The organism is Hymenobacter sp. 5516J-16, from assembly GCF_022919335.1.
Classification (GTDB): Bacteria; Bacteroidota; Bacteroidia; order Cytophagales; family Hymenobacteraceae; genus Hymenobacter; species Hymenobacter sublimis.
Genome location: NZ_CP095058.1, coordinates 1859717 through 1886041 on the forward strand (window position 1 = coordinate 1859717; position 26325 = coordinate 1886041).

The 26325-nt window shown below is 58.1% G+C and carries 32 protein-coding genes and 3 pseudogenes; 12 read left to right on the top strand and 23 right to left on the bottom strand.

Annotated features, from left to right (window positions below; all coding sequences use genetic code 11):
• Positions 1-466 precede the first annotated feature (466 nt).
• Complete coding sequence (locus MUN84_RS09130) at positions 467-679, bottom strand: hypothetical protein (RefSeq protein WP_244697660.1); 213 nt, start codon at positions 677-679, stop codon at positions 467-469.
• A 294-nt stretch (positions 680-973) separates the two neighbouring features.
• Between MUN84_RS09130 and MUN84_RS09135 the strand changes: the two genes are divergently transcribed.
• From MUN84_RS09135 to MUN84_RS09145, 5 genes are all read left to right on the top strand, one after another.
• A complete protein-coding gene (locus MUN84_RS09135) occupies positions 974-3430 on the top strand; it encodes a DEAD/DEAH box helicase (RefSeq protein WP_410780081.1) in 2457 nt (818 codons plus the stop codon).
• On the top strand, positions 3379-4221 hold the full coding sequence (locus MUN84_RS24505) for a helicase-related protein (RefSeq protein ID WP_410780082.1): 843 nt from the start codon (positions 3379-3381) through the stop codon (positions 4219-4221). Before MUN84_RS09135 ends, MUN84_RS24505 begins: the two co-directional genes overlap by 52 nt.
• A gap of 17 nt (positions 4222-4238) precedes the next feature.
• Positions 4239-4514, top strand: coding sequence for a hypothetical protein (locus MUN84_RS24510; RefSeq protein ID WP_410780083.1), 276 nt, complete (start codon positions 4239-4241; stop codon positions 4512-4514).
• A gap of 105 nt (positions 4515-4619) precedes the next feature.
• Positions 4620-5645 (top strand): hypothetical protein, encoded by a 1026-nt coding sequence (locus tag MUN84_RS09140; protein WP_244697661.1) that lies wholly within the window; start codon positions 4620-4622, stop codon positions 5643-5645.
• 2 nt (positions 5646-5647) lie between these two features.
• Entirely contained in the window at positions 5648-6562 is a 915-nt protein-coding gene (locus tag MUN84_RS09145) for a hypothetical protein (RefSeq protein ID WP_244697662.1), read from the top strand.
• A 247-nt stretch (positions 6563-6809) separates the two neighbouring features.
• On the opposite strand, the gene MUN84_RS09150 is transcribed toward MUN84_RS09145, so the two are convergent.
• From MUN84_RS09150 to MUN84_RS09175, 7 genes are all read right to left on the bottom strand, one after another.
• The gene (locus tag MUN84_RS09150) at positions 6810-7301 is read right to left on the bottom strand and encodes a GNAT family N-acetyltransferase (protein ID WP_262920706.1); all 492 of its coding nucleotides are present in this window, start codon (positions 7299-7301) and stop codon (positions 6810-6812) included.
• Positions 7302-7510: 209 nt separating this feature from the next.
• The gene (locus tag MUN84_RS09155) at positions 7511-7768 is read right to left on the bottom strand and encodes a hypothetical protein (protein ID WP_244697663.1); all 258 of its coding nucleotides are present in this window, start codon (positions 7766-7768) and stop codon (positions 7511-7513) included.
• Positions 7769-8325: 557 nt separating this feature from the next.
• The gene (locus MUN84_RS09160; protein WP_244697664.1) at positions 8326-8598 is read right to left on the bottom strand and encodes a hypothetical protein; all 273 of its coding nucleotides are present in this window, start codon (positions 8596-8598) and stop codon (positions 8326-8328) included.
• Positions 8599-8852: 254 nt separating this feature from the next.
• The gene (locus MUN84_RS09165; protein ID WP_244697665.1) at positions 8853-9275 is read right to left on the bottom strand and encodes a response regulator; all 423 of its coding nucleotides are present in this window, start codon (positions 9273-9275) and stop codon (positions 8853-8855) included.
• A gap of 9 nt (positions 9276-9284) precedes the next feature.
• Entirely contained in the window at positions 9285-9407 is a 123-nt protein-coding gene (locus tag MUN84_RS22940; RefSeq protein ID WP_262920682.1) for a hypothetical protein, read from the bottom strand.
• Positions 9408-9414: 7 nt separating this feature from the next.
• Positions 9415-9645: a hypothetical protein gene (locus tag MUN84_RS09170; RefSeq protein ID WP_244697666.1), complete on the bottom strand. Its 231-nt coding sequence runs from the start codon at positions 9643-9645 to the stop codon at positions 9415-9417.
• A complete protein-coding gene (locus MUN84_RS09175) occupies positions 9624-9908 on the bottom strand; it encodes a hypothetical protein (RefSeq protein ID WP_244697670.1) in 285 nt (94 codons plus the stop codon). Before MUN84_RS09175 ends, MUN84_RS09170 begins: the two co-directional genes overlap by 22 nt.
• 287 nt (positions 9909-10195) lie before the next feature.
• Between MUN84_RS09175 and MUN84_RS09180 the strand changes: the two genes are divergently transcribed.
• Positions 10196-10690 (top strand): BLUF domain-containing protein, encoded by a 495-nt coding sequence (locus MUN84_RS09180; RefSeq protein ID WP_262920683.1) that lies wholly within the window; start codon positions 10196-10198, stop codon positions 10688-10690.
• Between the two features lie 40 nt (positions 10691-10730).
• Entirely contained in the window at positions 10731-12587 is a 1857-nt protein-coding gene (locus MUN84_RS09185; RefSeq protein ID WP_244697672.1) for a PAS domain-containing sensor histidine kinase, read from the top strand.
• Between the two features lie 47 nt (positions 12588-12634).
• On the opposite strand, the gene MUN84_RS24515 is transcribed toward MUN84_RS09185, so the two are convergent.
• From MUN84_RS24515 to MUN84_RS09210, 5 genes and pseudogenes are all read right to left on the bottom strand, one after another.
• Positions 12635-13147: a TOBE domain-containing protein gene (locus MUN84_RS24515; RefSeq protein WP_410780096.1), complete on the bottom strand. Its 513-nt coding sequence runs from the start codon at positions 13145-13147 to the stop codon at positions 12635-12637.
• A gap of 72 nt (positions 13148-13219) precedes the next feature.
• Positions 13220-13632 (bottom strand): annotated as a pseudogene (locus tag MUN84_RS24520) (ATP-binding cassette domain-containing protein); the annotation flags it as partial.
• 219 nt (positions 13633-13851) lie between these two features.
• Positions 13852-14742 (bottom strand): YsnF/AvaK domain-containing protein, encoded by an 891-nt coding sequence (locus tag MUN84_RS09200; protein WP_244697675.1) that lies wholly within the window; start codon positions 14740-14742, stop codon positions 13852-13854.
• A gap of 5 nt (positions 14743-14747) precedes the next feature.
• Positions 14748-15182: a YsnF/AvaK domain-containing protein gene (locus tag MUN84_RS09205; protein WP_244697676.1), complete on the bottom strand. Its 435-nt coding sequence runs from the start codon at positions 15180-15182 to the stop codon at positions 14748-14750.
• Between the two features lie 449 nt (positions 15183-15631).
• Positions 15632-16237 carry a DUF4136 domain-containing protein gene (locus tag MUN84_RS09210; protein WP_244697677.1) on the bottom strand — a complete coding sequence of 202 codons (606 nt, stop codon included), beginning with the start codon at positions 16235-16237 and terminating at the stop codon, positions 15632-15634.
• 473 nt (positions 16238-16710) lie between these two features.
• Between MUN84_RS09210 and MUN84_RS09215 the strand changes: the two are divergent.
• Positions 16711-17630: pseudogene (locus MUN84_RS09215) on the top strand (aldo/keto reductase).
• Between the two features lie 124 nt (positions 17631-17754).
• Entirely contained in the window at positions 17755-18192 is a 438-nt protein-coding gene (locus MUN84_RS09220; RefSeq protein WP_244697679.1) for an META domain-containing protein, read from the top strand.
• Positions 18193-18282: 90 nt separating this feature from the next.
• Here the strand turns inward: MUN84_RS09220 and MUN84_RS09225 are convergent, their stop codons facing one another.
• Complete coding sequence (locus tag MUN84_RS09225; protein WP_244697681.1) at positions 18283-18984, bottom strand: DsbA family oxidoreductase; 702 nt, start codon at positions 18982-18984, stop codon at positions 18283-18285.
• A 246-nt stretch (positions 18985-19230) separates the two neighbouring features.
• On the opposite strand from MUN84_RS09225, the gene MUN84_RS09230 reads away from it, so the two are divergent.
• Positions 19231-19662 (top strand): YdeI/OmpD-associated family protein, encoded by a 432-nt coding sequence (locus MUN84_RS09230; RefSeq protein WP_244697682.1) that lies wholly within the window; start codon positions 19231-19233, stop codon positions 19660-19662.
• Positions 19663-19671: 9 nt separating this feature from the next.
• Here MUN84_RS09230 and MUN84_RS09235 read toward each other — a convergent pair whose 3' ends face one another.
• The 5 genes from MUN84_RS09235 to MUN84_RS09255 all read right to left on the bottom strand — a co-directional run bounded on the left by MUN84_RS09235 (position 19672) and on the right by MUN84_RS09255 (position 22317).
• The gene (locus MUN84_RS09235; protein WP_244697684.1) at positions 19672-20121 is read right to left on the bottom strand and encodes a DUF2141 domain-containing protein; all 450 of its coding nucleotides are present in this window, start codon (positions 20119-20121) and stop codon (positions 19672-19674) included.
• A gap of 119 nt (positions 20122-20240) precedes the next feature.
• Entirely contained in the window at positions 20241-20705 is a 465-nt protein-coding gene (locus MUN84_RS09240; RefSeq protein WP_244697686.1) for a hypothetical protein, read from the bottom strand.
• Positions 20680-21303 carry a hypothetical protein gene (locus tag MUN84_RS09245; protein WP_244697687.1) on the bottom strand — a complete coding sequence of 208 codons (624 nt, stop codon included), beginning with the start codon at positions 21301-21303 and terminating at the stop codon, positions 20680-20682. The genes MUN84_RS09240 and MUN84_RS09245 overlap by 26 nt, the downstream gene beginning before the upstream one ends.
• Positions 21304-21552: 249 nt before the next feature.
• A complete protein-coding gene (locus MUN84_RS09250; RefSeq protein WP_244697688.1) occupies positions 21553-21708 on the bottom strand; it encodes a hypothetical protein in 156 nt (51 codons plus the stop codon).
• 15 nt (positions 21709-21723) lie between these two features.
• The gene (locus MUN84_RS09255; RefSeq protein ID WP_244697689.1) at positions 21724-22317 is read right to left on the bottom strand and encodes an alpha/beta fold hydrolase; all 594 of its coding nucleotides are present in this window, start codon (positions 22315-22317) and stop codon (positions 21724-21726) included.
• Positions 22318-22391: 74 nt separating this feature from the next.
• Here MUN84_RS09255 and MUN84_RS09260 point away from each other — a divergent pair, with 74 nt between their 5' ends.
• The gene (locus tag MUN84_RS09260) at positions 22392-22637 is read left to right on the top strand and encodes a hypothetical protein (RefSeq protein WP_244697690.1); all 246 of its coding nucleotides are present in this window, start codon (positions 22392-22394) and stop codon (positions 22635-22637) included.
• Positions 22638-22654: 17 nt separating this feature from the next.
• Positions 22655-22828: pseudogene (locus MUN84_RS24525) on the top strand (META domain-containing protein); the annotation flags it as partial.
• An 80-nt stretch (positions 22829-22908) separates the two neighbouring features.
• On the opposite strand, the gene MUN84_RS09265 reads toward MUN84_RS24525, so the two are convergent.
• From MUN84_RS09265 to MUN84_RS09280, 4 genes are all read right to left on the bottom strand, one after another.
• Entirely contained in the window at positions 22909-23064 is a 156-nt protein-coding gene (locus tag MUN84_RS09265; protein ID WP_244697691.1) for a hypothetical protein, read from the bottom strand.
• Positions 23061-24383 carry a TolB family protein gene (locus MUN84_RS09270; RefSeq protein WP_244697692.1) on the bottom strand — a complete coding sequence of 441 codons (1323 nt, stop codon included), beginning with the start codon at positions 24381-24383 and terminating at the stop codon, positions 23061-23063. Before MUN84_RS09270 ends, MUN84_RS09265 begins: the two co-directional genes overlap by 4 nt.
• Complete coding sequence (locus MUN84_RS09275) at positions 24335-25786, bottom strand: hypothetical protein (RefSeq protein WP_244697693.1); 1452 nt, start codon at positions 25784-25786, stop codon at positions 24335-24337. The genes MUN84_RS09270 and MUN84_RS09275 overlap by 49 nt, the downstream gene beginning before the upstream one ends.
• 74 nt (positions 25787-25860) lie before the next feature.
• Positions 25861-26256 carry a hypothetical protein gene (locus MUN84_RS09280; RefSeq protein WP_244697694.1) on the bottom strand — a complete coding sequence of 132 codons (396 nt, stop codon included), beginning with the start codon at positions 26254-26256 and terminating at the stop codon, positions 25861-25863.
• Positions 26257-26325 lie beyond the last annotated feature (69 nt).

Below are 26325 nucleotides of genomic sequence, written 5' to 3' on the forward strand. Positions count from 1 at the left end.
GATACCGCCCAGACGAGCCGCTTTACTACAAGCCGCAGCAGGTTTTTGCGCGTACTACCGGCCCGTAGCAGGTAGCAGGCCGGCAGCCCGGTTCAGCACTTAAACCAAGTCCCGGATAACTGCTGCCGCGTTTATGTGCCGCTTACTACCGCTGTAGTAGCTTGAGCATTTTAGGAGGCAGCTCCCGCGGCAGCTATCCGCTTACTTTTTGCTTGTACATTCTTATTCTGCATCACCGATACGTCAGGTTCCTCGTGCCTGTCTCCCTGAGCCCAGCGCAGGACCTTATCACGAACAGCAGGCATCTCAACCTCTTGTTCACGCATGAAAAGGCCCTGCGCTGGGTTCAGGAGGGCCAGTGAGGAAAGTAGGTGCAGATAAGCACATGGAGCAGTAGTGCTCCAGCCTACTCAGTCCGGATGCTTTGTAAATCCAACCGCTAAGAAACTGCCCAAAGTGCCAGCTGCTACCAGCCGCCGGAGCTGCCGTGCAAGCCGCCTTGAGCATCGCGCACTTGGTTTTCCAACAGGGCCAGGCCACGGTGGAAGGCATCGGTTACTTGCTGCTTCTCATGCTCGGGAAGGGGGCCCTGCTCCTGTACCTGCTGACGCACCTGCCGCAGATGATTCAGAATATCGTCCCACTCGTCGCTTCCCTGCTCCTTCTGCTTGTCCACCATTGCCTTATGCCCGCTGGGGCGACTTCTGCGCGTGAACTGGGAAGATACGAGGCTGGCGAAGAAAAGTGGCGGAAACTTTCGGAGGCCAGCAGGGGTATTCAGTAGCGTGCATTTTTGTTGGAAGACTAGCCCTGAGCTTCGGCCCTGCACAAACTGAAGCACTGGTGCCTACCTTTCGGCTGGCAGAAACACGCCCTGCGCACCCGCCGTGCGTGCTTTGCCCTACGCGTGCCCGACCGGAGTTACCTTCGGCCGGGCTTCTCCCTTTGCTTCCTCCCCTAGCCGCTACCCGTTTTGAAGGTCACCGATTTTCTCAAGCTCTACTCCCTGGACCCGACCACGCTGACGGTGGGGGCCCGCCTGAACCCGGCCACGCGCAACTCGCTGAAACCGACGACTGACAAGTCCGAGACGCCCGCGCGCCTGCACCTGAAGGGCCTGATAGGAAGCCAGGATGCCGTGCTGGCCGCCGCCCTGCACCAGGAGTTCCCGGATCAGCACCACCTGTTCATCCTGCACGACCGGGACGAGGCCGCCTATTTCCTGGCCGACTTGCAGCACCTGGTGCCGGAGGAGGAGCCCCTGCTGTTTCCGAGTTCCTACAAGCGGCCCTACTCCTTCGACGAGACGGAAAACGCCAACGTGCTCATGCGGGCCGAGGTGCTCAACAAGCTCAATTCCCACCGCGGGCCCAAAACCACCGCCGAGCAGGACGCTGAAAATGCCGCCGACGCGGCCGAAGCTACCGAAGATGGCACCGCCAAACCCAAGGGCAAGCGTGCCAAAGCCAGCGCTAAAGAAACCGCCGGGGCCCTCATCGTTACCTACCCCGAGGCCCTGTTTGAGAAGGTTATCAACAAGAAAAGCCTGGTAGCGAATACCTTCCTGGTAAAAGTAGGCGACAAGCTGGACGTGAACTTTATCAGCGACATGTTGGCCGAGTACGACTTTGAGCGCTCAGACTTTGTGTACGAGGCCGGGCAGTTTGCCGTGCGTGGCGGCATCGTGGACATCTTTTCCTACGCCAACGAGCTACCCTACCGCATTGAACTGTTTGGGGATGAGGTGGAAACCATCCGGACGTTTAACCCGGAAAGCCAGCTCTCGGTGGAGAAGCGCCAACAGGTGAGCATTATCCCGAACGTGCAAACCAAGTTGCTCCAGGAAACGCGGGAGTCGTTTCTGGACTTTATTCCGCGCAGCACCGCCATTTGGGCCAAGGACGTGCGCCAGACCCTGGACGTGGTAGAGGAGTATTTCGACAAGGCCGAGCAGGGCTTCAAGGAGTTACTGGCGGCCTCGGGCGGCACCCAGGTAGTCAGCAAGCCGGAAGATTTGTTTGAGTCGGGCAAGACGTTCCGCAAGCTGCTGGAGGGCTTTCCGGTAGTGGAGTTCGGCAAGCGTTTTCACTTCAAGGCCGGGGCCGAAGAGTTCAGCTTCAGCGCCAAGCCCCAGCCCAGCTTCAACAAGGACTTCAACCGCCTGGTAAAAAACCTGCACGACAACCAGCAGAAGGGCTATACCAACATCATTGCCGCCGAACAGGTACGCCAGGCCGACCGCCTGCGTACCATCTTCGACGAGCTGGACAACAACGTGCAGTTTCAGCACTTGCTGCTGGGCCTGCGCGAAGGCTACATTGACGAAACGTTGAAACTGGTGGTGTACACTGACCACCAACTGTTTGAGCGCTTCTACCGGGCCCAGGAAACCCGCAAGTTCTCCAAGAAAAAGGCCCTGACCCTAAAGGAGCTGCGCACCCTGGTACCCGGCGACTACGTGGTGCACCAAGACTACGGCATTGCCCGCTTTGCCGGCCTGACCCAGGTAGAAATCAACGACCGGGTGCAGGAGGCTATCCGGCTGGTGTACCGCGACGACGACGTGCTGACCGTCAGCATTCACGCCCTACACAAGATTGCCAAGTACTCGGGGGCCGAGGGCAACCCGCCTACCATGAGTAAGCTGGGCTCACCGGAGTGGGAAAACAAAAAGAAGTCGGTCAAGAAGAAGGTCAAGGACATTGCGGCCGAGCTGATTCGGCTGTACGCCAAGCGCAAAACCGCGCCCGGCCACGCCTTCGCCATGGACTCCTTTATGCAGGCCGAGCTGGAATCGAGCTTCATCTACGAGGACACCCCCGACCAAGCCAAGGCCACCGAGGACGTGAAGCGCGACATGGAAGTGCCCCATCCCATGGACCGCCTGGTGTGCGGCGACGTAGGCTTCGGCAAGACGGAAGTAGCCATTCGAGCCGCCTTCAAGGCCGTGGCCGATGGCAAGCAGGTGGCTATTTTGGTGCCCACTACCATCCTGGCCATGCAGCACTACAAAACGTTCCGGGAGCGGCTGGGCAACCTGCCCGTGACGGTGGAGTACGTGAACCGCTTCAAGAGCACCAAACAAATCAAGGAAACCCTGGCCCGGGTAGCGGAGGGCAAAACCGACATTCTTATCGGCACGCACCGCCTCACCAACAAGGACGTGAAGTTCAAGGACCTGGGCCTGCTGGTAATTGACGAGGAGCAGAAGTTCGGGGTGAAAACCAAGGACAAGCTCAAGGAGCTGAAGGTGAACGTGGACACACTGACCCTCTCGGCCACGCCCATTCCGCGCACCCTGCACTTCTCGCTCATGGGCGCCCGCGACCTGTCGGTTATTGCTACCCCCCACCCAATCGCCAACCCGTACAAACGGAATTGCACGTCTTCGACGAGACGCTGGTGCGCGACGCCATTGCCCGCGAGCTGAAGCGGGGCGGGCAGGTGTTTTATGTGCACAACCGCATCAAGGACATTGAGGAGCAGGCCAGCATGATTCTGCGCCTGGTGCCCGACGCCCGCGTAACCTACGTGCACGGCCAGATGGAGGGCGACCTGCTGGAAAAGCGCATGATGAAGTTCGTGGATGGCGACTTCGACGTGCTGGTGAGTACTACCCTCATTGAGTCGGGCCTGGACATTGCCAACGCCAACACCATCATCATCAACCGCGCCCACATGCACGGCCTCAGTGACCTGCACCAGATGCGAGGCCGGGTGGGCCGCTCCAATAAAAAGGCCTACTGCTACCTGCTCACGCCCCCGGTGGCCGGCCTGCCGAGCGACGCCCGCAAGCGCCTGAGTACCCTGGAGGAATTCTCCGACCTGGGGGCGGGCTTCAACGTGGCCATGCGCGACCTGGACATCCGGGGGGCGGGCAACCTGCTGGGTGGCGAGCAGTCGGGCTTTATCAACGACCTGGGCTTTGAAACCTACCACCAGATTCTGGACGAGGCCGTGCAGGAGCTCAAGGAAACCGAGTTCCGCGACCTGTTCCTCGGCGACCCGACCCAGCGCCTGCAAGAAGCAGCCGGCACCAGCGCCCCCAAGGAGTGCAACATCGAAACGGACCTGCAAGTCTTGATTCCGGACCGCTACGTAAGCAACGTGTCCGAGCGCCTGCAGCTGTACAGCAAACTGGACCGGGCTAAAAACGCCGAGGAGCTGCGCAAGGTGCTCACCAGCATGGTAGACCGGTTCGGCCCCCTCCCCCCGAGGTAGAGCAGCTAGCCGACATTGTGCGCCTGCGCTGGCAGGCCTGCCAGGCCGGCTTCGAGAAGCTCACGCTGAAGAAGAACCTGCTCAAAGGCTTTATTCCGGCCACCAACAACGAGCCCTACTTCCAGAGCGACACTTTCGGCAACATCCTCAGCTACGTGCAAACCCACCCCCGCTCCGCTTCCATGAAAGAGCGTAAAGAGCAGCTCATCCTCTCCGTAGAAGAAGTGAAAAGCGTGCAAGCCGCCAAGCGCATTCTCAGCGAGTTGGGCAGCGAGGAGAAGGTAGGAGTGTAGATATGAATCGTTCTAAATATTAGTGATAAGTTTACCTCGCTACGCCCATTCATTAAAGCCTGGCGAGATATTTTTTGTCAAGAAAACCATTGATCTTTAATCAATATGATCCTTGTTCGCTCCTTAGACTTTGATAATGTTATCAAAAGCAAATTTGTTACTGCCGAAGCAGATTACAATTTTGCTATATCTAGCTTAGTACCCTTAATAAATAGACTTGATATCCAGAGGGAGGTTCAAGATGCTAAATTTTATCAAAGGCTTGAAAAAGACTTGGTGAAAGGTTGCATCATGCCCCCTATAACAATTGCATTCATAAATAATAACATTATTGACATAGATAATTTAAATATTATATCAGAATATATAAGTCGCAATATTAAAGATGGATTTATTTTAGATGGAATTCAGAGATTAAATACATTACAAAGAACTTATAAAAAATACACTACCGAATTTGATCTAAGTAGGAAAATATACATAAACGTTCTCATTTGCTCATCTATGGATAACTTATTATATAGAATGATAACATTAAACAATGGACAAAAACCAATGTCAGCAAGACATCAAATAGAGATATTAACTGCAAATGTTTTTGATTTTGCCGATTCTGAAATACCAATCATAACCGAAAAAGTACTAAGACAACAAAAAATTAGGATAAGATTTAATAAATCAGATTTTATAAAAGGGTATCTTGCCTTTCTAGCGAATTCAACAAACATAGAAAATCAAAAAATAATAGAAGACAAGCTTGATCAACTAATTGCCGAAAAAATATTAACATCTGATATAACTGATGATAATATGGAGTTCAGTCACATTGTTTCATATATAAATTTTATAACCAAAGAAGAAGAAATATTCAGATGGTTCAAAAATGTGAATAATTTAATCGGATTTTGTGTAGGTATAAGAAAATCTTTCAATGAAATGAATTTTCTTACCACAGATAATTTTAAAGATTCTATTCTATTATTTGAAGAAGCATTTAGTAATTTTAATTTCTCAAAAATCAAAGTAGGCCGAATTAGAAGAAATTTGGTCAGCTATTACATTGCTAATTATAGCAATTTGAAGAATTTTGATGTTTTAAACCTCGTGGACACTTTGTCTCAAGTTGATTAATAATGGCTAAATTCGTTCAATTTTCTTTTGAAGAATCTATAAGATCTGAAAGGCCATCCAAGTACAACTTTCTGAACCTTAATCAGAGTAATGAGGAATTGATCTTATTAAGATTAATGTTAGGTACAATAAAAGTCAAGAACAATCTAAACGGTCTAACTATTAGACAAAATACAAATTACTGTTCACAGGATTTTAGCCAATGGCAAAGTTTATCAAGAAAATCCATAATAAACTTTCTTTCAGCAGAGGGCATAGACCTAGACAGCATGCATGACTACTATTCAAAAAGCATAACATTTGGAAATAAAAAGTTTTACAAATCGATATTACTAGAGCTATCCAACTACATTTATCAAAAACAAAAAGACTCTCATGCTACAGCATTTTTGCACCTTTACAGAATAATTGAACTTATATCATACAGCTTTCCTCTAGTTTATTCATCTAGAGCCACAAGCTATGAAAAAACTTTTAACAATTTAAAAGACTATTTTCACAAGGTTGATTCAGAATTAAATTTTTTTAAGCAATTTGTTAACGGACATTTATTCAAGGATAATGCGGCGCTATTAGACATTAGCCTTAACATCCCTATAACAGCTCCTAACCAAGATTTACAAGAGCAATATTTTAAGGCAATAAAAAAACTTTGCGACAACAATTCAAAAAGTATTCCTATATCAGGGTCTACCAACTACTCAGAAATCATCATTACTAGAAGAGGACTAACTAGCCTTATTTACGATTTAAGAAACAGGTATTTTCATCTTCTAACGGGTGGCTACAACAACAACTTTGATTCTAACGACATAATGGAAGTAGACCTTTTTTATAAAAATGTAAATGACATTATATGCAATTGGATAGGAGTTATATATTTAGAAGTAACAAAACTTGCATACGAAGTTCATTAATCCTTACATGCGTTCAAACATTACAGAAGCACATCTGCAATAAAATATATATGTTTACTCACTTCCTATTTTGTAATCTATTTCTATTAGCTTCCAAAGTGGGGAATCAACCGTGGCATATGGCTAAGACGCATAAACACCCCCTACCCTATCCGTCGACACTTTCGAAAACTTCCGCCTCGATCGGCCTGAAGGGCCCAGCGTTATAGCCCCAATTATGCTGTTGAGGTAGCCTAGAGGCAGGCGGCTACCACTCGGCTTTCAGCACCGACATGATGAGCTTATCATGGAACTGGCCGTTGCGCAGGCAGGCTTCGCGCAGGCGGCCTTCCAGTTTGAAGCCAGCTTTGGCGTAGGCTTTTACGCCGCCTACGTTGGGCTCCGAGACAGTGAGCATAATGCGGTTGAGGTGGAGCTCGGTAAAGCCCAGGGCCAGCACTTGCTTTGTGGCTTCGGTGCCCACGCCCCGGCCCCAGTGAGCTTTCTCCCCGATGAAGATGAAGTACTCGCCCGACTGGTTGAGCCGAGAAATGCCCGAGATGCCCGCATAGCCAATCAGCTCCTGGGTATCGGTGGTGAAGATGCCCCGGTTGAGGCTGCTGTCGTCGCGGAGGGTGCGGGCAAACCAGGCGTCAATTTGGGCCGCCGTGGTCATGGTCTGGAACGCCGATAGAGAATACTCGATGACTTCAGGGTCGGCAATCCAGCGGTAGAAGTGCGTTACGTGTTCCGGTTGCAGGGGGCTAGCGTAATCATTGGCCGGTTTTGAGCGAAGGTAAGGCTCGGGGCAATGGCTTCAGCCCATTCTACTTTGGTTTTGCTGGTGGGATATGCTTGCCTGGCTGCAACACGCGCCAGAGAGTTTTCCAGGTGCCGACAATGGTATTGGGGTTGTGTGGGAGGCCGCCAAAATGCTGGGGTACACCTGGGGTAGAGTGTAAAGTGGCATCAATACTTTGATACATCTATCAGGACAACTAGTCCGGCAACGAATAGGATAGCGCCAAGTATGATACCGCCAACCCCCACGCTACTGGTTGCAAGCCCGGCGACAACTAGGCCTGCTCCTAGCAACAGGGCTACCACCGAAAGCATTTTCAGGATGGCCCCGACTGCCTTGGCCCCGCCCTCTTTCGGCGCGTAGGGCCGCTTGCTGGCGTGCTGCAGGGTGCTGGGGCGCGGCACCAGCTTCTGTACGGCAGTCAACGGAGCGGCAGCTACCTGAGTAACAACCGCCAGTCGTTTAGGTGTGTGGGTAGCTGCCTGCTTATACGACTGAGAAGGCAACGCCTGAGGCGCCGGCGGAAGTGGCAGCGGTTGAGCTTGAACAGATGGTGCTGGGGTAACGGCTGATGGTACGGCTAGGGCTACAGGTCGGGAGGAAAAATAGAACGTGGCTCTTTCACTGTGGCAGCTCGTAAGCCATACAACACTTATGACCAGCAACTGACAGGCTATAGTCTTCTTCATAATCGATAATAGTAGATGGGATAAGATAAGGAGCAAGCTGCCGATAGTTGGTAGGCGCTGCATCCTTTGTAACAGCAAGGATAGACAATACGGCCGAAGTCGCCGCAGCTCCTTATGTACACTGCAAATGCGGGTTAGGTCTGAAGCCGCGCTGCTTTCCTAGCAGCCTGATACTATTGTAGCAACGCGGCCGGTAAGTCAGCCATCCAGTACCAGCTAGTCCGGCCTCACACAGCAACGGCCGCCCCAACTCTGGAGCGGCCGTTGCTATGTAAGCTAGGAGTAACTAGAGCCTACATGTGTGGGCGTCGGGACAGCCACTCAGCGGCTTCGCGGCCCACTAGGGCCTGAAATGCCTCCATATCGGCGGGTTGCAGTATGTAGCCCGACGATTTTTCGTAGATGTCCCGGATTTTGTCGGCCAGGTGCTTGGTCTTTTTCGGCAGGTCCTGCTCCTGGATGTTTTCCTCGTCCAGCACGCGGAAGAGTTCTTCTTTAGGAATTGGAGAAAGGCCGCCGGGAGCTACCCAGCCAGAGTCGGCGCCAGAGGTGGAAGATTGAGCCATGATGAAAAGATATAGTGAAAGAAAGGATGTAGGCAAACAACTATTCGCAGCACCTAGCCGGAAATATCTAGCCGCCTCAAGCTAGGTGGGCGCCAAAGTCCTTTGCTTTGAAGCAAGCCCGTCATGCAGAGCGTAGCGAAGCATCTGGCGTGCTGATGTTGCACTAGTAATCAGTGGTCAAGTAGTCAGCAAGTGAAACGCCTTCCACTCAGCACTAGGACGGGCTCGGGAGCTTACTAGCCACATAGCCTGAGTTACGCCTCCGGGCTGGCCAGGGGAAAGTGCTGCCGCAGGATGGACGTGACTTTCTCCTGGTTTAGCGGCTTGCTGACGTAGTCGGCTACGGGCAAGCGCTCGGCCTGGGCCACATCGCGGGAGTGCATGGAGGTAGTGAGTAGCACAATGATAACGTGGCGCTGCTGCATCCAAGCCAGCTGCTGGTAGGCATTCAGAAACTCAAAGCCATCCATGACGGGCATGTTGATGTCCAGGAAAATCAGGACCGGGCAGGTGGGGGTAGCGCTCTGGCAGTGGTGGTGCAGCAGTTCCAGGGCTTCCTGGCCGTTGAGGGCCACCAGAAGTTTATCCGCCACATTAAGTTTTCGGAGCAGGAGTTCATTCAGAAAATTAGTAGTTGCATCGTCATCAACTAATAGCACACTGGCAAGCCTGGTCATGGGTACTTCTTAGAACAACAGCCCATTGTGGGCCGCTAGATGGTACATACGCTGAACATCGGCTTCTTTGCCGAAGCTCAACACGTTTTCGCGCCGGATGGGGTAGGCCGGGTGCCGGGCGGGGTTAGCCAAGAGGCGCTTAAGCTGGTTGCCCTACCGTCCAGCCGGCCCGCGGAACGGCCGGGCGCGGCGGGCCAGGCACCAGCCGGTCGGCTAGGGCCCCGGCCACAAAGGCATAAATGCTCTTGTGCACCAAGTCGATAACCTGCTCGTCGCGGGGCCAGGTCCAGGGCAGGGCGCCCACGCCGGTAGCGTTTTCCAGGGTTTGGTCGTTGAGCAGGCGCAGATTCAGAAACAGGAAGGAGCCCACCGGCCCCGGATGCCCCGGGCGGCCAGCAGGCCCCGCACCGCACCCAGCAAAATGCCCTGGCCCCAGTGCATGGTCCAGTTTAGGCCCAGGCGTTGCGCATCGGGCCGGTGCGGCAGGCCCAGCAGGCGCTCCAGGGTGTGGGCCGGCACGTAGGAGTCGGGCCGGCGGGTGAAGCGCTGCTCTATTTTTTCGGCTATGGTCATGGCGGCTACCCCGGCCGCACCAGCCAGAATTCCCCAGCCAGCGGCTTGGCTTGCTTTCATCAGCTTGCGTGGTAAGAGGGCGGCATTCGCCCCGGTTAATGGCACAGACCCGGGCAAGCCGGCATTGCGCCCCTCGTCCCCTACCTGCACCGGGGTAAACCTACGCGCTACCAGCCGGCCCGGTTATGCACGAGCTTCGGGAAGGCAACGCTACAGTTGAGCTTACTAATCACGCAGTTTCTGTTCTGCCGGGGCCTTGTTCGGCTCGTTCCCAATCTGCTCGTATCTTGTCCCCTTTTCTGCCCTGAACTTCTCTTTCCCCTCCCCATACGTGTCTGCCGGTAGCAGTGGCCGCGGCGAGTTTTACTGTTTGCTTCCATGAACCACCTTGTATACATGAGCCGGGCAGTCCGCCCCTCTCCGACGACGATTTGAAGGCCCTGCTGGAGCAGTGCCGCCGCGACAACGCCCAGCACGAAGTAACAGGCGTTTTGTTTTACAGCCACGGCCACATTGCCCAGCTGATTGAAGGTGACCCGGCCATCATTGAGCCGCTGTACGAAAAGATTTCGCGCGACGGGCGCCACTCCAACGTAGTGCAGCTCGTAAATAAGCCCATTGCCAACCGCAGCTTCGCGGAGTGGTCCATGGCCTTCCACCCCATTGAGCAGGCGGGCTTTAACGTTTTGGAAGGCTTTTTCCTGCCCCACCACGCGCCGCCCACGCCCGAAACCATGTCCATTGCCGATGCCCTGATTGTGGACCTCGTGCGACAGGCCGTGTTCGGCCCGAGCGACGCTGCCCCGGCCTCAGCCCAACCCACCCGGGAAGCCCACCAGTAGTTTCCCACTTCCCGCCCTTTCCGCCGCCTCTCCCCACCTCATGCGCGAACAGCAGCTTCAATCCATTCTTCGGCACATGCCCGCGGGCATTGCTACCCTGCTCGGGCCGGAGCTGCGTTACGGGTTTGTGAATGAGGCCATGCAGGCGCTGCTGGGCGGCAACACACCCGAAGGTGAACCCCTGGCAACGCACCTGAGCCCCCTGGAGGCGGACCTACTGGAGGTGATGCAGCAGGTGTACCAATCGGGGCGGCCGTACGTGGCCAAAGCCTACCGCTTACCGCTAGCGGCCTTTGATGAAAGCGCCCCGCGCTACTTCGACCTGGCCCTGGAGCCCCTGCACGATGAAAACGACCAAACGTTAGGGCTGCTGCTGTTTGCCGTGGATGTGACGGCCCAGGAGGAAGCCCGGCAGCACGCCCATGAGCTGGCCCTGGAAACCCGCCGCCTCGATGCCCGCCTGCGCGTGCTCACCGAAACGGCCCCCCAAATTACCTTTACCACCGATGCCGCTGGGGCATATGAGTACGTAAGCCCGCAGTGGTATTACTTCACCGGCCAGCCCCCCACGGCCGATGTCAACGCCATTTGGCCCCTGCTCATTCATCCCGACGACCGACTGCGCGTGCTTTACCAGTCGGATACTGCCCGGGCTAATGGGGTAGGCTGGAACTACGAGTACCGCCTGCGCCGCCACGACGGGCAGTACCGCTGGATGCTGAGCCGCGCCCTGCCGGAGTTGCACGCCCCCGATAAGCCCGTGTTCTGGCACGGCGCCGTTACGGAGGTACACGACCAGCGCGAGCTGGCCGAAGCCTTGCGCCGGGGCGAGGCAGAGCTGCAATTTCTGGCCGATAGTATTCCTCAGCTTATCTGGACGGCTACTGCCGAAGGTTTTATCGATTACTACAACCAGCACACGGCGGAGTACACGGGTCGCTCGACCCAAGACTTGGGCCCTACTGGCTGGATATCCTTGCTGGAACCCCGCGAGCAAGCCGCCGCCGCTCGCCGCTGGGTGCAGTGCGTGGGCACGGGTGAAAACTACGAGGGCCTTTACCAAATGCGCCGCCACGACGGGCAGTACCGCTGGCACATCATCCGGGCCCGGCAACTGACTGATACCCGCGGCCCGCGCTGGTTTGGCGCCTGCACCGACGTAGATGACCAGCACCGCCTGCGCGAGGTACTGCAAACCCAGTACGACGAGCTGGCCCGCACCAACCGCGACCTGGACACCTTTGTGTACACGGCTTCCCACGACCTCAAGCAGCCCCTGTTTAACCTGCGCGGCCTCTTTGACGAGCTGCACCGCGTGGCTACCTTCTCCGACCCCGAGCAGGAAGTTCTAATTCAGATGGTGGACGAGGCCCTGAGCCAATTTGAAGGCACCCTGCAGGATTTGGCCGCCACGGTTCAGAACCAGCGCGAATTAGCCGCCCCCACCGAAACGCTGGACTTGCGCAGCGTAGCCGAAGAGGTGCTGCTGGGCCTGCGCGCTCAGGTAGAGGAATCAGAGGCGGTAGTGGAACTGCAGATGAGCCAGGCGCCTACCCTTACCTACGGGCGCGCTAATCTGCGCTCCGTGCTCCATAACCTGATCAGCAACGCCCTGAAGTTTGCGCACCCTGAGCGTGCCCCGCACATCGTGGTGCGCAGTGAGCTGTCGGAAACTGGCCAGCCCCAACTGCTTGTGCAAGACAACGGCCTAGGCATGAACCTGCAGACCGAGCCGACCCCGGCGTTTCACAACTTTGAGCGCCAACATCCGCGCATATCGGGAGCGGGCGTGGGCTTATACCTAGTGCAGCGGATCGTGGACAGCCGGGGTGGCCACCTAGCCGTAACCAGCAAGGTAAATGAAGGCACCAGCTTCCTGGTGCACTGGTTTGAGTAGTGAAATGCCCCGTTGCAACGGCCGCTTGCTAGTGCTGCTGAGCTTGCCTAGCTGCTGGCAGGTAGCACCCAGCCTCCTTCGGCAGCCAGCCTAACGTGCACCAGCTGGCCCGGTCCAAAGCGGTTTTCCGTAACTCTGCTGGTAACCACGGACTTGCCCAACCGAACATCTAGCTCGGAGTAGCTCCCGAAAAACCGGACGGCCGTAACGCGGCCCGCTACCCCAATTGGTCCGGCCTCTGCTACTGCAAGAGCCTCCGGACGAATCAGCAGACGCTGGCCCGCCGCTAGGGACTGGCCGGAGGCAGCAAGCAGGGCCTTTGCCGCCGCGCCCGTAAGCAGGTTGTAGCCCCCAAACAGGCCGGCTACGTACTCTGAGGCAGGCTGCTGGTACACCCGCGCCGGCGGCCCTTGCTGCACCAAGCGCCCCTCCTGCAGCACCAGAATTTCATCGGCCCAGGACAGGGTATCCAGCGGATCATGGGAGATGAGCGTGCAGGTAATGCCAAGCTGGTCGCCGAGGTCCTGAATTACGGCTTTCAGTAGGCGCTTGTGGCCCATGTCGAGGTTGGAGAAGGGTTCGTCCAGGAGCAGCAGCTTGGGCGAGGAAAGCAGCAGACGGGCCAGGGCAATGCGCTGCCGCTCCCCGCCGGAAAGCTGGTCGGTGCGCCGCAGGGCAAGGTGGTTGATGCGGCAAACCTCGTAGAGGCGCTGGGCCGCCGCTTCGGGCAGCTTATTGGCGTAGCGCAGCACCTGCTCCACGCGCAGAAACTTAGGTAGCTCAAACTGCTGCGACAGGTACGCAATACCTGGGTGACCGGGCATCAGCTGTTCGGCCGGGCCTTTCACGCGCGCGTCCTCCAGCCATACCTCCCCGGCCGTGGGCTGCACTAGCCCGCAATAATTTGCAGCAGGGTACTCTTCCCGGCCCCGGTTTCGGCGGCAATGGCTACTTTCTGAAACGGCTGCTGTGTGAAGCTGATATTGTGCACGGCGTACCGCTCCCGCTCCTGCAAATTAACCCCGGATACGCGCAACAAACTCATAATAACAGCAACAAGCGTGGTCCGCACTGGCAGCCACTAACCGCGGCCTGCCTCTGCAGCAAAAACAACCCTAACCGAAAGCCACCTGCGGTGACTTCCGCTCCAAGCGGCCGAAGATAAGCACACCGAAACGCCGGGCCCCAAGCACTAGGTTTACACGCAAAAAAGGCGCCCGGCATGTGCCAGGCGCCTTTCCTTTGCTTACTAGCAAGCCGAAGCTTAGCTATTGCGCTGCTGGTTGTACGTGGAGTCCGTGTCGGTGTTGGTAGTACCACCATCGAGACGCTCAATGTCTACCTCGGTTTTGCGCACGGTGTCGCGGATAGTTTCTTCGCGCTCGGTTACTTCTTTGCCCAGCGAAATTTCTTCTACCACGCGGGCCTCTTTGCCAACTACGGCACGCTCAGCGCTTTCCGTAATTTCGATTTCGCCTTCCTTAAAGGCTGCGAAGTCGGCTTCCGTGGCAGGACGGTTGACGGCGTGACGCTCCACGTTCACGTGCTCTTCCCGCAAACGAACACTGGCTTCCACGGGGCGCTCCACGATGCGGCTGCGCAGGCGGGCTCCGCCGGTTTGCTCTACCCGCTTGCCTACCTGCAGGTTTTCCTCGATTACCTGGGCGGTAGCGCCGGTTTCCGTGGTGCTAGCCGTGGTGGCGGCACCGGTAGCGCCGTAGCTGTTGCCGTACTGGTAGCCCGTCTGGCCGGCGCGCTCATCTACGTCAATAGCACCGGCTTCGTCCAGAATTTCAGCGGCGCGCTCGGCGTTTTCAGCTGAGTGGGCGTGCACGGTTACTACCGAGCCGCTATTGCGGGCTACGTGCGAGTAGCGGCGGCTATCCTCGGAGTCGTCGCCGCCAAAGAGGTTGCTAAAGAAGTTGCTGATACCGTCGCCGGCTTTCTCAGCCGTGCGGCCGGCTGCATCGGCGGCGCCTTCTACGGCCGTGCCGCTGTTGTTCTGGTAGTTGCTATTGCCACCTTGGGTGCTGTTGTAGCTGTTGCTCGAGGCCACATCTACGTGTTCGGTGCTGAAGCCGGCGGCGGCTAGACGTTGGGCGGCTTGCTGCGCCTGGGCAGCGGTTTCGAATATTCCTACTACGGTCTGGTTCATAGCGTTCAGGAGAGTTTTGGGTGAAAAATGGGTAACTTAAGAGGCAGGTGATGATGTAGTTGGAGGAGGGTAGCGGCGCCCGGGCCCGGCTCACGGGTAACGTGTACCGCTTCTTGGCGCAGCACTACGCGGTGGCTTTCCTGGGTAGGCACTTGGTGCTTGGTAATGTGCAGCTCTTCTACCACTAGCATGCGCTTTACGACTACCTCGCGCACCACCGGAATAATCATGGTGTCGCCTTCGTAGCGCACGCCGGGCAGGGTAGCGCCGTCGGTTACGTACTGGTTGATGGGCACCCGCTCTACCTGCACCTCGTCGTGCAGCAGCGTGAAGTTCAGGGCTTCCTCGTGCTCCTCCACTGTTTTTGAAAGGCGCACGCGGCCTGTTTCCACTACCTCGCGCCCTACCACGGCGTGTTCCTCAATAATGGGAACTACCAAGGGGGCACCGGCAACTGGTTCAGTCAGCCGGGAAGTAGATTCAGGGGTGGGAGTGGAGCTCGTGTTCATAGGGCCATATGTACGCCCCTCCCCTGCTCGTGTTACCACGGTTGAGCTCAGTTTACGGGTAACAAAATGGTGTCTTATATAATTATCTATCTCTTGCCCAACCTTTTATCAAATAGGCATTTACAACCCTGCGGCCCTACCTATTGCCTTCCTACGGCATGTAAGCACAAGGCAATAATTGCACTAAAGCAACAAAAAATTACAAATTAAAAATTCTTAAAAGAATGTCGTTCGTACGTCCTTACTCCATCCTGAAGCTAGCTTCGGCTTTGTCTGCCCCACGTTCAAGGCGCTTAGTAGTTGGGTAGTAAAAAAGCAACAAAAACGCCTTGCCGGCTTGGCAAGGCGTTTTTGTTGGAGCAAGACACTGGCGGGGCAGCTTATTTCTTCTCTTCCACCGGGAATTTATCGAGGATGTCTTTGGCCGCTTTGGCAAACTCCTCGCCGAGGCGGGCCGGGTTGCCCACGGGGTCAGCCACGGAGCCGCGCCACACTAGGTTGCGGCTGCGCGCGTCAATGATGTCCAGGATCATGGTGCCTTCGTTGTAGGTTTCGGTGCGGTAGCCGGTGTTGTAGTAGGGCGAGGTGTACCAGTAGCCGTAGTTGATGGGGATGAAGCGGCCCCGGTACGACATGGCGTAGGGAAAGGCGTAGTTCGCGGCCGGAGGGTTGGCTACGGTGCGCTCGGCTTCCTCAATGTAGAGGTGGTAGGTCAGGTAGAAATCGGGGCGGGCGTTGCCGGTTACGGGCCGGATACCACGCTTGGCCATTTCGCTGTTGATGGCGTTCTGAATGATTTCGTCGTTGAGGCTGCTCTTGTAAATGGGGTTTTGCGAGTCGGCGGACTTCACGTCGGTTTTGGCCCAGGCGTAGGTGCGGTAGCGGCTGAAATCGGTGCCGGGTTTCTGCTGCACGGCCACGGGCGAGGAGCAACTGCTCACGAGGCCCAGCAGGAAAAGGAAGGCTGCAAGTAGGGTAGGTTTCATCAGGTTTTAAGTAAAGGAAGGCATAGAATCTACTGGCTATACCCTTCCGGCAGCCGGGAAGTTGCGGTGCACGCGCCGGCTAGCTCGACAGTTTCCTGCTCTAGCTCAACCGTTTAGCCGTTGGCACTTGATTATCACGCCCATTGAAATTGGCAGCCCGAAGCCACTTGCTACCCCGCATCTTGCCGGAAGCCCGGCGCTGCCCCACTGGTTGCGGTACAAAGAATTTTATTGCAAGAACCTACCTGCTGACGGAAACCGAGAAGGCACATAAGCAGTCGAAAAGCAGCTGTTTCCTGAAGCTGAGCCATAACCTTTGAGCCCGAGGGCGGGTTTCTACCTACTCCCCGGCGGCACACTCGCCGGCATACATCGATCCGTCTTTCTTCTTTTCCATGGAATACACTGAATTAGGCAACTCCGGAGTCCGAGTTTCGCGCATTACGTTTGGCAGCTGGGCGGCCGGCGGCTGGATGTGGGGCGGCACGGAGCAGAACGACGCCGTGGGCGCCATCCAGGCCTCCTTTGAGCTGGGCGTGACCAGCATCGACACGGCTCCTATTTACGGGCAGGGCCTGAGCGAGGAAATCGTGGGCGAAGCCATCAAAACCTTACCCGCGACCAGGTCCAGATCCTGACCAAGTTTGGCATGCGCTGGGACGAGCAGAAGGGCGACTTCGGCTTCAAAAGTAAGAACAACCAGGGCCAGGACATTGACGTGTACAAGTACGCGGCTCCGGCCAGCATCATCCGGGAGTGCGAGGACAGCCTGCGCCGCCTTGGCACCGACTATATTGACCTCTACCAGATTCACTGGCCTGATAAAACCACGCCCATTGCCGACACCATGGAGGCCGTGCAGCGCCTGATTGAACAGGGTAAGGTGCGCGCCGCGGGCGTGAGCAACTATTCCGTGGACCAAATGCAGGAGGCCGAGCAGGTAGTAAACCTGGCCTCGAACCAGGTACCCTATAGCATGGTGCGCCGCGACATTGAGAAGGATGTGGTGCCCTACTGCCTGGAGCACAACAAGGCTATTCTGGCTTATAGCCCCATGCAGCTAGGTTTGCTCACGGGCAAAATCAAGCCCGGTCAGCACTTCGATGCCAGCGACCTGCGCGCCACGCACCCGTTGTTCAAGCCGGAATTTGTAACCCGCGTGAATGGCTTCCTGGACAAAATCCGGCCGATGGCGGAAGGCAAAAACGCTACCTTGGGTCAGCTGGTTCTGCGCTGGACGCTGGCGCAGCCTGGCATTTCGGTGGCGCTAGTAGGCGCCCGCAACGCCGAACAGGCCGTGCAGAATGCCCACGCCATCGATGTGCAGCTTTCGCCCCAGGAAGTAGACTTCATTACCCAGCAGTTGGAGCAGTTGCAGCAGCAACCAGCCTAACTATTCCGGTTTCTTACCATTGGAAAGCGCTGCCTTTGTGGGCAGCGCTTTTTGTTTGCAACCTATTGCGCATTTCTAGCCTCTTCCCAATACCCCTTATCCATTCCTCTTTACTATTACCTCTATGCGTACAGCTTTTCTCGTAGCGTGTGTAGCCAGCCTGGGTATGCTCGGCAGTTGTCAGGACAAGGAAAGCAGCGGTAAGCCTGTCCTGACGGGCACCCGCTGGATGCTGGTGCAGGTGGAGGACACTCCTCTGTCCATCTCCAGCTACTCCGATACGTACCGCTCCTACCTGCAATTCACTGAGAATAACCGCACTGAGGGTCTAGGGCCGTGCAATTCCTTTGGCGGCACTTATACCCTGGGCGCTTCGGGAGGTACGTTGCGCATCAGTGAGCAGGCCGCTACCAGAATCAACTGCGCGGCGTTGGGCATAGAAACGCTGTATCTGAACGCGCTGCCCCGTACAGTAAGCTACGAAGTCAAAGACCGGGAGCTACGCCTTTTTGATGCGAGCAACTCCTTGAAACCCCTGCTGCTGTTCAGGGCCGCTGAATAAGCTACTACCACCAAAAAAGGCTACCCCCAAACTGGAGGGTAGCCTTTTTTACTTTATGAGCCGAATGAAACGCTGCGAAACGAAGCGCCCCTAGCAATTGCTGCCGTCGAGGCCACAAGCGGCCCCGTTAGAGCCAGCGAGCTGCACCGGCTGCGGGCGCGACTCTTCCCACACTTTCTCCAGCACTTCCTGAAACAGCTCGGTGGGCTGGGCGCCCGATACGGCGTACTTATCATCGAAGACAAAGTAGGGTACCCCGCGCACGCCAATCTGGCGGGCCTGGTACTCATCGTGGCGCACGTCCTGGGCAAACTGTTCGGAAGCCAGCACCTGCTCTACCTCAGCGGCGGGCAGCCCCAATTCTGAGGCTAAACGACTGAGCGTGACCGTGTCGTTGATGTCCTGGCCTTCTTCGAGGTAGGCTTTAAACAGACGCTCCTTGGCGGCATCCTGCTGGCCGTGCTGGGCGGCCAGATGCACCAAGCGGTGAGCCTGGAACGTGTTGGCCGGTACGGCCCGGTCGAAGTCGAAGGCCAAGCCTTCCTGAGCTGCCATTTGGGTCATGTTAGCACTCATTTGACGGGCCCACGCCTCAGTATTGCCATACTTGGCAGCCAGGCGCTGGTACAGGCTCGTGGTGGGTTCGGGCTTGGCTTCCGGGTCCAGCTCGAAGCTGCGCCACTGGATTTCTACGGTGTCGGCGTGGGGAAACGTTGCCAGCGCTTTTTCCAGCCGCCGCTTGCCGATGTAGCAGAATGGGCACACAATGTCGGACCAGATTTCTATTTTCATGTCAGCAGAATTTTACGAGTTTAGGCGGATATAAGCCGCAGGGCCGACAAAAGGTTTCGCCATTGCTACCGGCTCGGCCAGCTACGCCCGGCACACGAGTTGGAGCCGGCGCACCCACCGCCTTGGGTACTTCTGCCGGTAGTTTTTCCTAGTGCTAGCTTACCACCGCGGTTACCCAACGGCCTAATTTTACCCGATGCTTCTGCACTCTTTCGACGCGTACTTGGAGGCCGGGGGCCCAGCTTCATGCCTACCCAAGTAGTAGTGGTACCCCCGCTGGTGCTGGTAGCCCTGGGCGGCAAAAGCACCAAGCGGGTGCTGGGCACTCTGAACGGCTACTCCGTGCGGCTAAGCCTGCTTCCCCAAACCGGCGGGGGCCGCTACCTTATGCTCAACAAAGACCTGTGCCAAGCCGCCGGGGTGAGGGTAGGGCAGCACGTGCGGCTAAGTTTGGCGCCCGACCCCGACCCGGACCGCGTAGATTTGCCCGAAGAACTAGCCGAAGCCTTTGCCGCCTGGCCCGAGGCAGAAACCCACTTTGCGCGGCTCTCCGGGAGCATGCGCCGGGCCGTAGCCCAGCACATCAGCACGGGGCGGCAGGCGGAAACCCGGGCCCGCCGGGCAGTGGAAATGACGGAGCGCCTGGCCCGCGGGGCCCATCCTTTCCGCAAAGATTAGCACTTAAGGTTACTTGGTCAGGGCAATGCTGACCACCTTACCCGCACCGCTGACGGTGAACTTGCAGTCGTTGAAATCGGGCGGGGCCAGGCGGGGGCGCACGTTGTTGGAAAAGGCAAAGGGCTCAGTAGGAATGCCCATGAAGTTCTTATCCAGCTTGTCGTTGTTGTTGGTATCCTGGGTAATGGCCACGGCCCACTCGCCGGCGGGCAGCTCAACGGGCAAGCTTACCTGCCGCTGCCCGGCGGGCTTTACAACCCGCATAAACGCGTATCCGCCCTTGGTCAAAAACTTCTCCCGCACATTATAGAAGTAGAGCTTCACGGTAGAAGAAGTGGAAGCCAGGGCCGATACCACCACCGTTACGGAAGAAGGGCCGTCTGCCGCCAAGGTGGCCGTCGGGGCAGCTACGCCCGTGGCACAAAGGGTAGTCAGGCAGAGGTGCTGTAGTACTTGCATGGCAGAAGGTAGGCAATGAAATGATGTCAGCCCAACACCACTCGGCGTAAAATAATTACCCCGGCCCGTCATTTCCACTCTTCAATTCCTCTGGTTTTCAGCCCAAAAATGCCCGGTACTTACGGGCAGCTACTGCCGGCCAGTTGGGGTAGCTGCGGCAGGCGGTGGCAGGCCTGGTTTAGGGAGGCGTAGTAGCTGACTTGCAAGCGGTAGTCGCCGTGCGTGGTGTTGCGCGAGTACTGCTGAATGGCAATTTGGCCGAATACGTTTTCGGGCCCCAAAAAGCCCAGGTGTCGGATGCCGGCCGCGTGGGCCCGGCGGTTCCAGTCGGTGGCGGCCCAGTGCTGATCGGTGGGTAGCATGGCCCCAAACTGCCGGGTATCGGATAGCCAGCCAAGGGTAGGGTACTGCGCCCGGTACTGCTGGTACAGCTCCAGGCCCTTGTTCAGGAGCCGACGCAGGTTAGCGCTATTGGCAAACCCGTGCCAGCGAATGAGCAGGCAGGGCACTTCGGGCAACAGGAGCAGCTCGCCGCAGGCCTGGGAATACAGGAGCCGCTCAGCCAGAAAAGTAGGAGTACGCATTGAAGGGGGCGAGCCAAAGAAAGTGACTTTGGCCCGCTACCAGGCCCCGTGTACGCCCTGGGGTAAGCGCCGGCCAGGCGGCTTCGGCGAACTGGAACTTCCCGTCGGTAGGCAAACGAACTGGCTCGCCCAAGCCGGCGCGCAGGGCGTTAGTACTGACGCAGCCACTCGGCGGCCATGCTGCACTCTTCGAAGGTGAGCACCAGGGCCACGAACTATGGTCCACGGAATAATCGGTGTGCAGGCGGCCCTGGGGGTCGGGCGAGTACACCCAGGCCAGGTATTGTAGGCCGCAAGCAAACAAACGGGGCAGCACGTGCATGCTGCGCCACTCCGCCGCCGTTACGTCCATGATGGTCAGGCGAGTATTGTCGTTGAGGAGCTTGTTGTACTTTCCAGCCGCCACTGTGGCCACAATCAGCTCCGCACCCTCCAGTACGGTAGCCGCAGTTTGCCTTCCCCGCCAATCGGCATACAGCCAGTTATGGGCCGCGTTGTGGGAGAGGTGCAGCTGGGGCAGCTCCTGAATAAGTTGCAAGGGTGAAGCGGGGGTAGCCCGGGTTTGGCCGGCAGCCAAGCCCGACGAAGAAAGGCTCACTATACGGAGAAAAATAACAGGTGAGATGCAGTCAACGCACTGATTTACAGATGGAAGAGCCTGGTTTCTGTCTCTTCACTACAGTACCAACGCGCGTTACTCTTACACCAGCCTTACCACTAAATAACAACAATTAACCTAATTATACTACTAAGCAATAATTATATAACCTCAGCCGTACCTCGGTTTTGATAGAAGACTATCAGGCGTTCGGCACCAACTCGTGCACAAAGCCAACAACCAGTTCCGTTACCAGCTCCGGGCCTGGCGGTGGGGCGTGTGGCCGAGACCGGGCAAGAGGGCCGTGCGCACCGGCCCGGCTACCTGCCCGGCAATGGCAGTTACCTGCGCGGGCGTCCCGTACTCATCGGCGGCGCCCTGCACCACGAGCAGCGGGCACTGCACGCGGGCAGGTAGTGCTCAATGTTCCAGGAGCGAAACCCGGGGCCAGCCAGGTGTCGGTCCAGGCCCGGAACAGGCCTTCGGTGTTGGCGCCGTGGTAGCGGGCCAGGCGCTGGGCAGCTCGGTAGTGGCGTACTGTTGCGTAGCTACCCGGATGCCGCGCACGGTTTCTTCTTCCACAAAAACGTGGGCCCCTATCGTAATGGCTGCCGCAACCAGCGCAGGCTCGGCCGCGGCTACCAGCAGGGCCAGCGTGCCGCCGTCGGAATGGCCCAGCAGCACGGCCCGGCTAATGCCGCAAGCAGCCAACACGGCCGGAACACCTAGCGCCTCTTCCTCCAGGTAGGCTGGGGTGCGCGGCTCCGGGCCAAACGGCGCCGACTCGCCGTAGCCGCGCCGGTCGTAGATGAGGGCGTGGCAGCCCAGAGCTACCGCCAGCTGAGCCGGCAGCTCGCGCCATAACTGAATACTACCCAGAGAATCATGCAGAAACACCAGCCAGGGCCGCGAGGCAGGGGTGGCGGCAGGTTGGCGCAAGGTGCGGCAGCGCAGGTAATGGTCGGCGAAAGGAAGGGTGAAATCGGAAATAACAAGCGGAAGCGGCACGGGCATGTTGCAAGTATGCAACCATTTGGCTTCTGCGGCACTCCTTGCCGTACTTCCTCCCTCTTTTTATCTTAATTCTTATGCGGCGCGTTCTACCCCTGGCTTTCTTTCTGAGTAGTGCACTGCTGACTGGCTGCGCCAAAGACACGGAGCCCATGCCCGCGCCGGTGTACCTGCTGGATCAGCGCTGGGTACTCACGGGCATTGAGGGGCACGCGCCCAGCCAGCAGTCCGGCAGCAGCGCCACCGATCTGCTCCTGAGCTCCGTGGATAGCCGGAATTCGGGCAGGCGCCCTGTAACCGATACGGCGGCAAATACCAGCTAACGGCAGGCACGGCTCAGCTTACTTTCGGGGACCAGTTCTCAACCTACGCTGCCTGCGCCGACCAAAACCAGGAGGCGCGTTACTTCCAGCTGCTACCCCAGGTAAGGCGCTACGTCATCAGCAACGGGGAGCTTTCCCTGTATGATGCCGAGCACGCCCAACCCCTGCTGGTGTATAAGGCAGCCGAATAAGGGGCACCGGCCCATCACCATCACGAAAAGGCCCATTCCAGGACTGGAATGGGCCTTTTCGTGATGGTGATGGGCCGTGCTCAAAAGCCGATATTAAGGACCAAGGGCTGCAGCTCCCACCGCCGGAAGTAGGAGTTATATACCGTACGGATGCCGGCCTCCAGCGGAGTGCGCAGCCGCAGCGGATTGAATACGGCTGACACATCGAAACCCATGGAGTAGTGACTGGCGTTCAACGGCCCCGACGCCCCCGGACTCCGTCCACGAAGGCGGCCCCTTTCAGGCGCTGGATATAAAGCACGCGGCCCAACTCCCAGTGTACATCGGCCAGGGGTAGGCGGTATTCGGCGCTCAAGGAACCCAACTCGTTGTAGCTCAAGTAGGGCAGGGAACGGGGGTAGAAAATGGCCGCTCCAAACCGGTACTCCTGCTGCTGTTGCCACTGGTAGCCGGCCCGCAGGCGCACGGCGTGGTGCAGCCCCAGTCCCGGCAGAAACAGACTGCCCTGAACCGCCCGCTGCTCGGCCGAAAGCCCAGTGCCAAAGGGCGTGCCGCGCCATACCAGACTCAGGCTCTGGCCCCAGCGCGGTCCTACGTCGCGGTAGCTTTGGCGCAGGGTGCGGCTAAAGGCCACGCTGCCCACCAGCACGTGCAAGGCCTGCTTACCCACTTCGGTGCGGCTAGGCCGGGCAAGCAAATCGTAGCCCTGGGTTTGCTCTAGCTGGTAGTAGGCCCCCACGGTAAGGCCCGTGAGCATGCGAGATGTCGTCAGGGTTAGGGGGAGGCGGCTGCCTAGGCTCAGGCGGTTGTACTGCCACCGGTCGTAGTCGAGGCCCCCGCTGGCCACCGGCCCCACGGTGCGCCGGCCGCCGTGCTCCAGGCTCAGGTCGAGCACCGGCCACAGGCCCTGGTAGCTGACGTCGGCAAACGCCCGGCCCGTGCGCTCTACCCCATCGAAGCCAGCCCCCACAATGGCCTGGGTAGTACTCAGCACATCCTGGGCGCGCACACCCAGGTTCAGTCCGGTGCCGGAGGGGCTTTGCACCAGCCCCCAGCTGTAGGTATTGAAGGCGTGGGGTAGGCGACGGTAGCGCTGGGCTACCAGCGGCGCCCCCGCCACCGAATCTTGGGGGAGCAGGGTCCCGACGGTGCGCGCCCCGGGTTCCCGGGCCGTCAGCTCATCGGCGTAGGGGTTGGCGGGGTTGCCGGCCGTGGGGGTTGCCACGGTGCGCCATTGCGCCGGCTGCAGAGGCATTTCCAGCACCCGGCTACCTTGGGCCCGCACCTCATAGAATGCCAGCCGCTGCCCATCCGGCGCTACGGTAGCGTGGTAGGCGCCCACGGACCGGGCAGTTACCTGCTTTACTTCCCCGGTGCGGGTGTGCACGGCGTACACTTCATCTTGCCCCGAGCGGGGCGAGTTAAAGAAAACGTACTCCTGCCAGGGCTGAGGGTGGGAAAGGTTGTCGTTGGCGGCGGGCAGCAGAGTGCGGCTCTGGCCGGTTTCTACTTCCAACAGCTCCAGGCTTTTGCCGGCTGGCTCCAGGCGCACCACGGCGGCGGTGCGTCCATCGGCGCCGAAGCGTGGGTGCAGGTAGGGCAGGTTCTGGGGTTGGGGTAGGTGCGCAATTCGGCCCCGGTCGTGGCATCTAGCAGGTGCAGGCGGTGCTGGTAGGCCGAGTCGGTGCTGACGGCCAGCAGGCGCTGCCCATCGGGAGAAAGCACGGCGGCCGTGTAGCGGGTGCGGCGGCCGGGCCGGGTGACGACGCCGGTTCCCAAATCCAGCACGCGCAGCTCGGAGTGCACCTGCTGCTGCCAGCGCGGGTCGTAACGAAACTCCAACCAGGCTGCTTTGCTCCCGCCCACCGAGAGTTGCTCGGGGTTGTGGTGCAGGCCCAGTACCAGCCGCCGCCGCTCCGTTCCGTTTCGGCGCAGCTCCACCAGCTGGGGCGTGTGGCCCAGGCCGCTTTTCAGGGCCAGCACGGTAGTGTTATCGATGTACTGCGGGTACTGATACTCCGTAAATACCTTTTCTGTGGCCGCTACCGGCAAGTCGGTGGCTGGGGTCAGCTCCCGGCCGGTTTGCTGGGCCCGCCAGGTACTGTCCAGCTCCTGCATGGTGCGGGCGTACAGGTCGTCGGTGCGCAGGCCCGTGCTGCGGCGCAGTTTATCGGAAAACGACAGCGGGTAGACTGGGAAGCGGTAGTAGCGGTTGAGCACGTCGCTCCAGGCGGTGGCCCCAACCGTGCGCTTGAGGCGGGTAGTCAGGAAGTAGCCCAGCACGTAGTGGTTGGGCACATTGTCGCGGAAGGAGCCGGCCACGGCTTTGGCGTAGGAGTAGCGCCGGCCGGCCAGCAGGTTGGCCCGCAGGTAGGCATCGAAGTTAGGAATCCGACCCCGGCCGCTGCGGGTTAGGGCAGTTTCCGTGCCCACGGCGTCGCCTTCGGCAAACCAGTCGGGTACGCCCAGGGTAGTCAGGCCCAGGCCGCCGTAGCCGCCGAGCAGGTAGCCCAGCTGCCCTACCCCCTGCCGGGCCTTGTCGTACTGCACCACGTGGCGGTACTCATGCACCGTCAGCTCATCCAGCCAATCGAGGGTGCCGGTCAGAAACGGATCCTGGGGAAAAGTGGTGTAGAACTCGGAGTGGCGCGGCAGCAGGGTCACGAAGCCATTGCCAATGGTGGTGCGAGTTTGCAAGACTACCGTCACGGGCCGGGCCACCAGACCGAGGGAAGTGCCGGCCGGCTCGTGCACCTGCTCCAGGCGGTGGGCCGTGCGGTGGGCGCGCTCGGCAAACCCCTCAGGGTAAAGCACCCGAAAATGGGGCGTGCGCACCTCGTACCACCGAACGGAAGCGGGCACTTGGCCGAGAACGGGAAGAGTTTGGGCCAGCACGGCGCTACCGGGCCAGGCCGCCAAAGCCGCCACCGGCAGCAGAGTACGCAGGGAAAATATCACGCGACGAATACGGTTGAACTCCCGAATAAACTACCTCGGCAGGCCGAAAGCAACATCTCTTGTTGGCCGCTCGGCTACATCTGCCGCAGCCAGGATTCAGCGGTTTCCGGATTATCAAAGGGTAGCACTACGGGGCGGGTGGTGTGCTGCAGGGTTAAGTCGGTGGAAAGGCGGCTGTACACGTTGGGCGAATAAATCCAGGCAAAGTACTCCAGGCCCGCCTCGGCCATGGCCGGAAACCACTCGGTGCCGCCCCATTCGGAGGCATCCAGCCACATGCTCGTGACCCGGCGGTTATCGTTGAGCACCTTGTGACACTGCTCTTGGCGCAGCAGATCCAGCATCCGCAACGCCCCCGCCTTCACCGATTCACCGCTTTGGTCGCCCGTCCAGTCGGCGTACAGCCAGTCGTTGCTGTAGTCGAAGTAGATGCTGATGTGTTCGTCCTGGTGCAGAAGGCGCAACGCCATGGTCAATGAACTTATCCTTGTGAAAAGACACAGAAATGGTATCCGTCGCACTTCCGGCGTCCAGGCGGC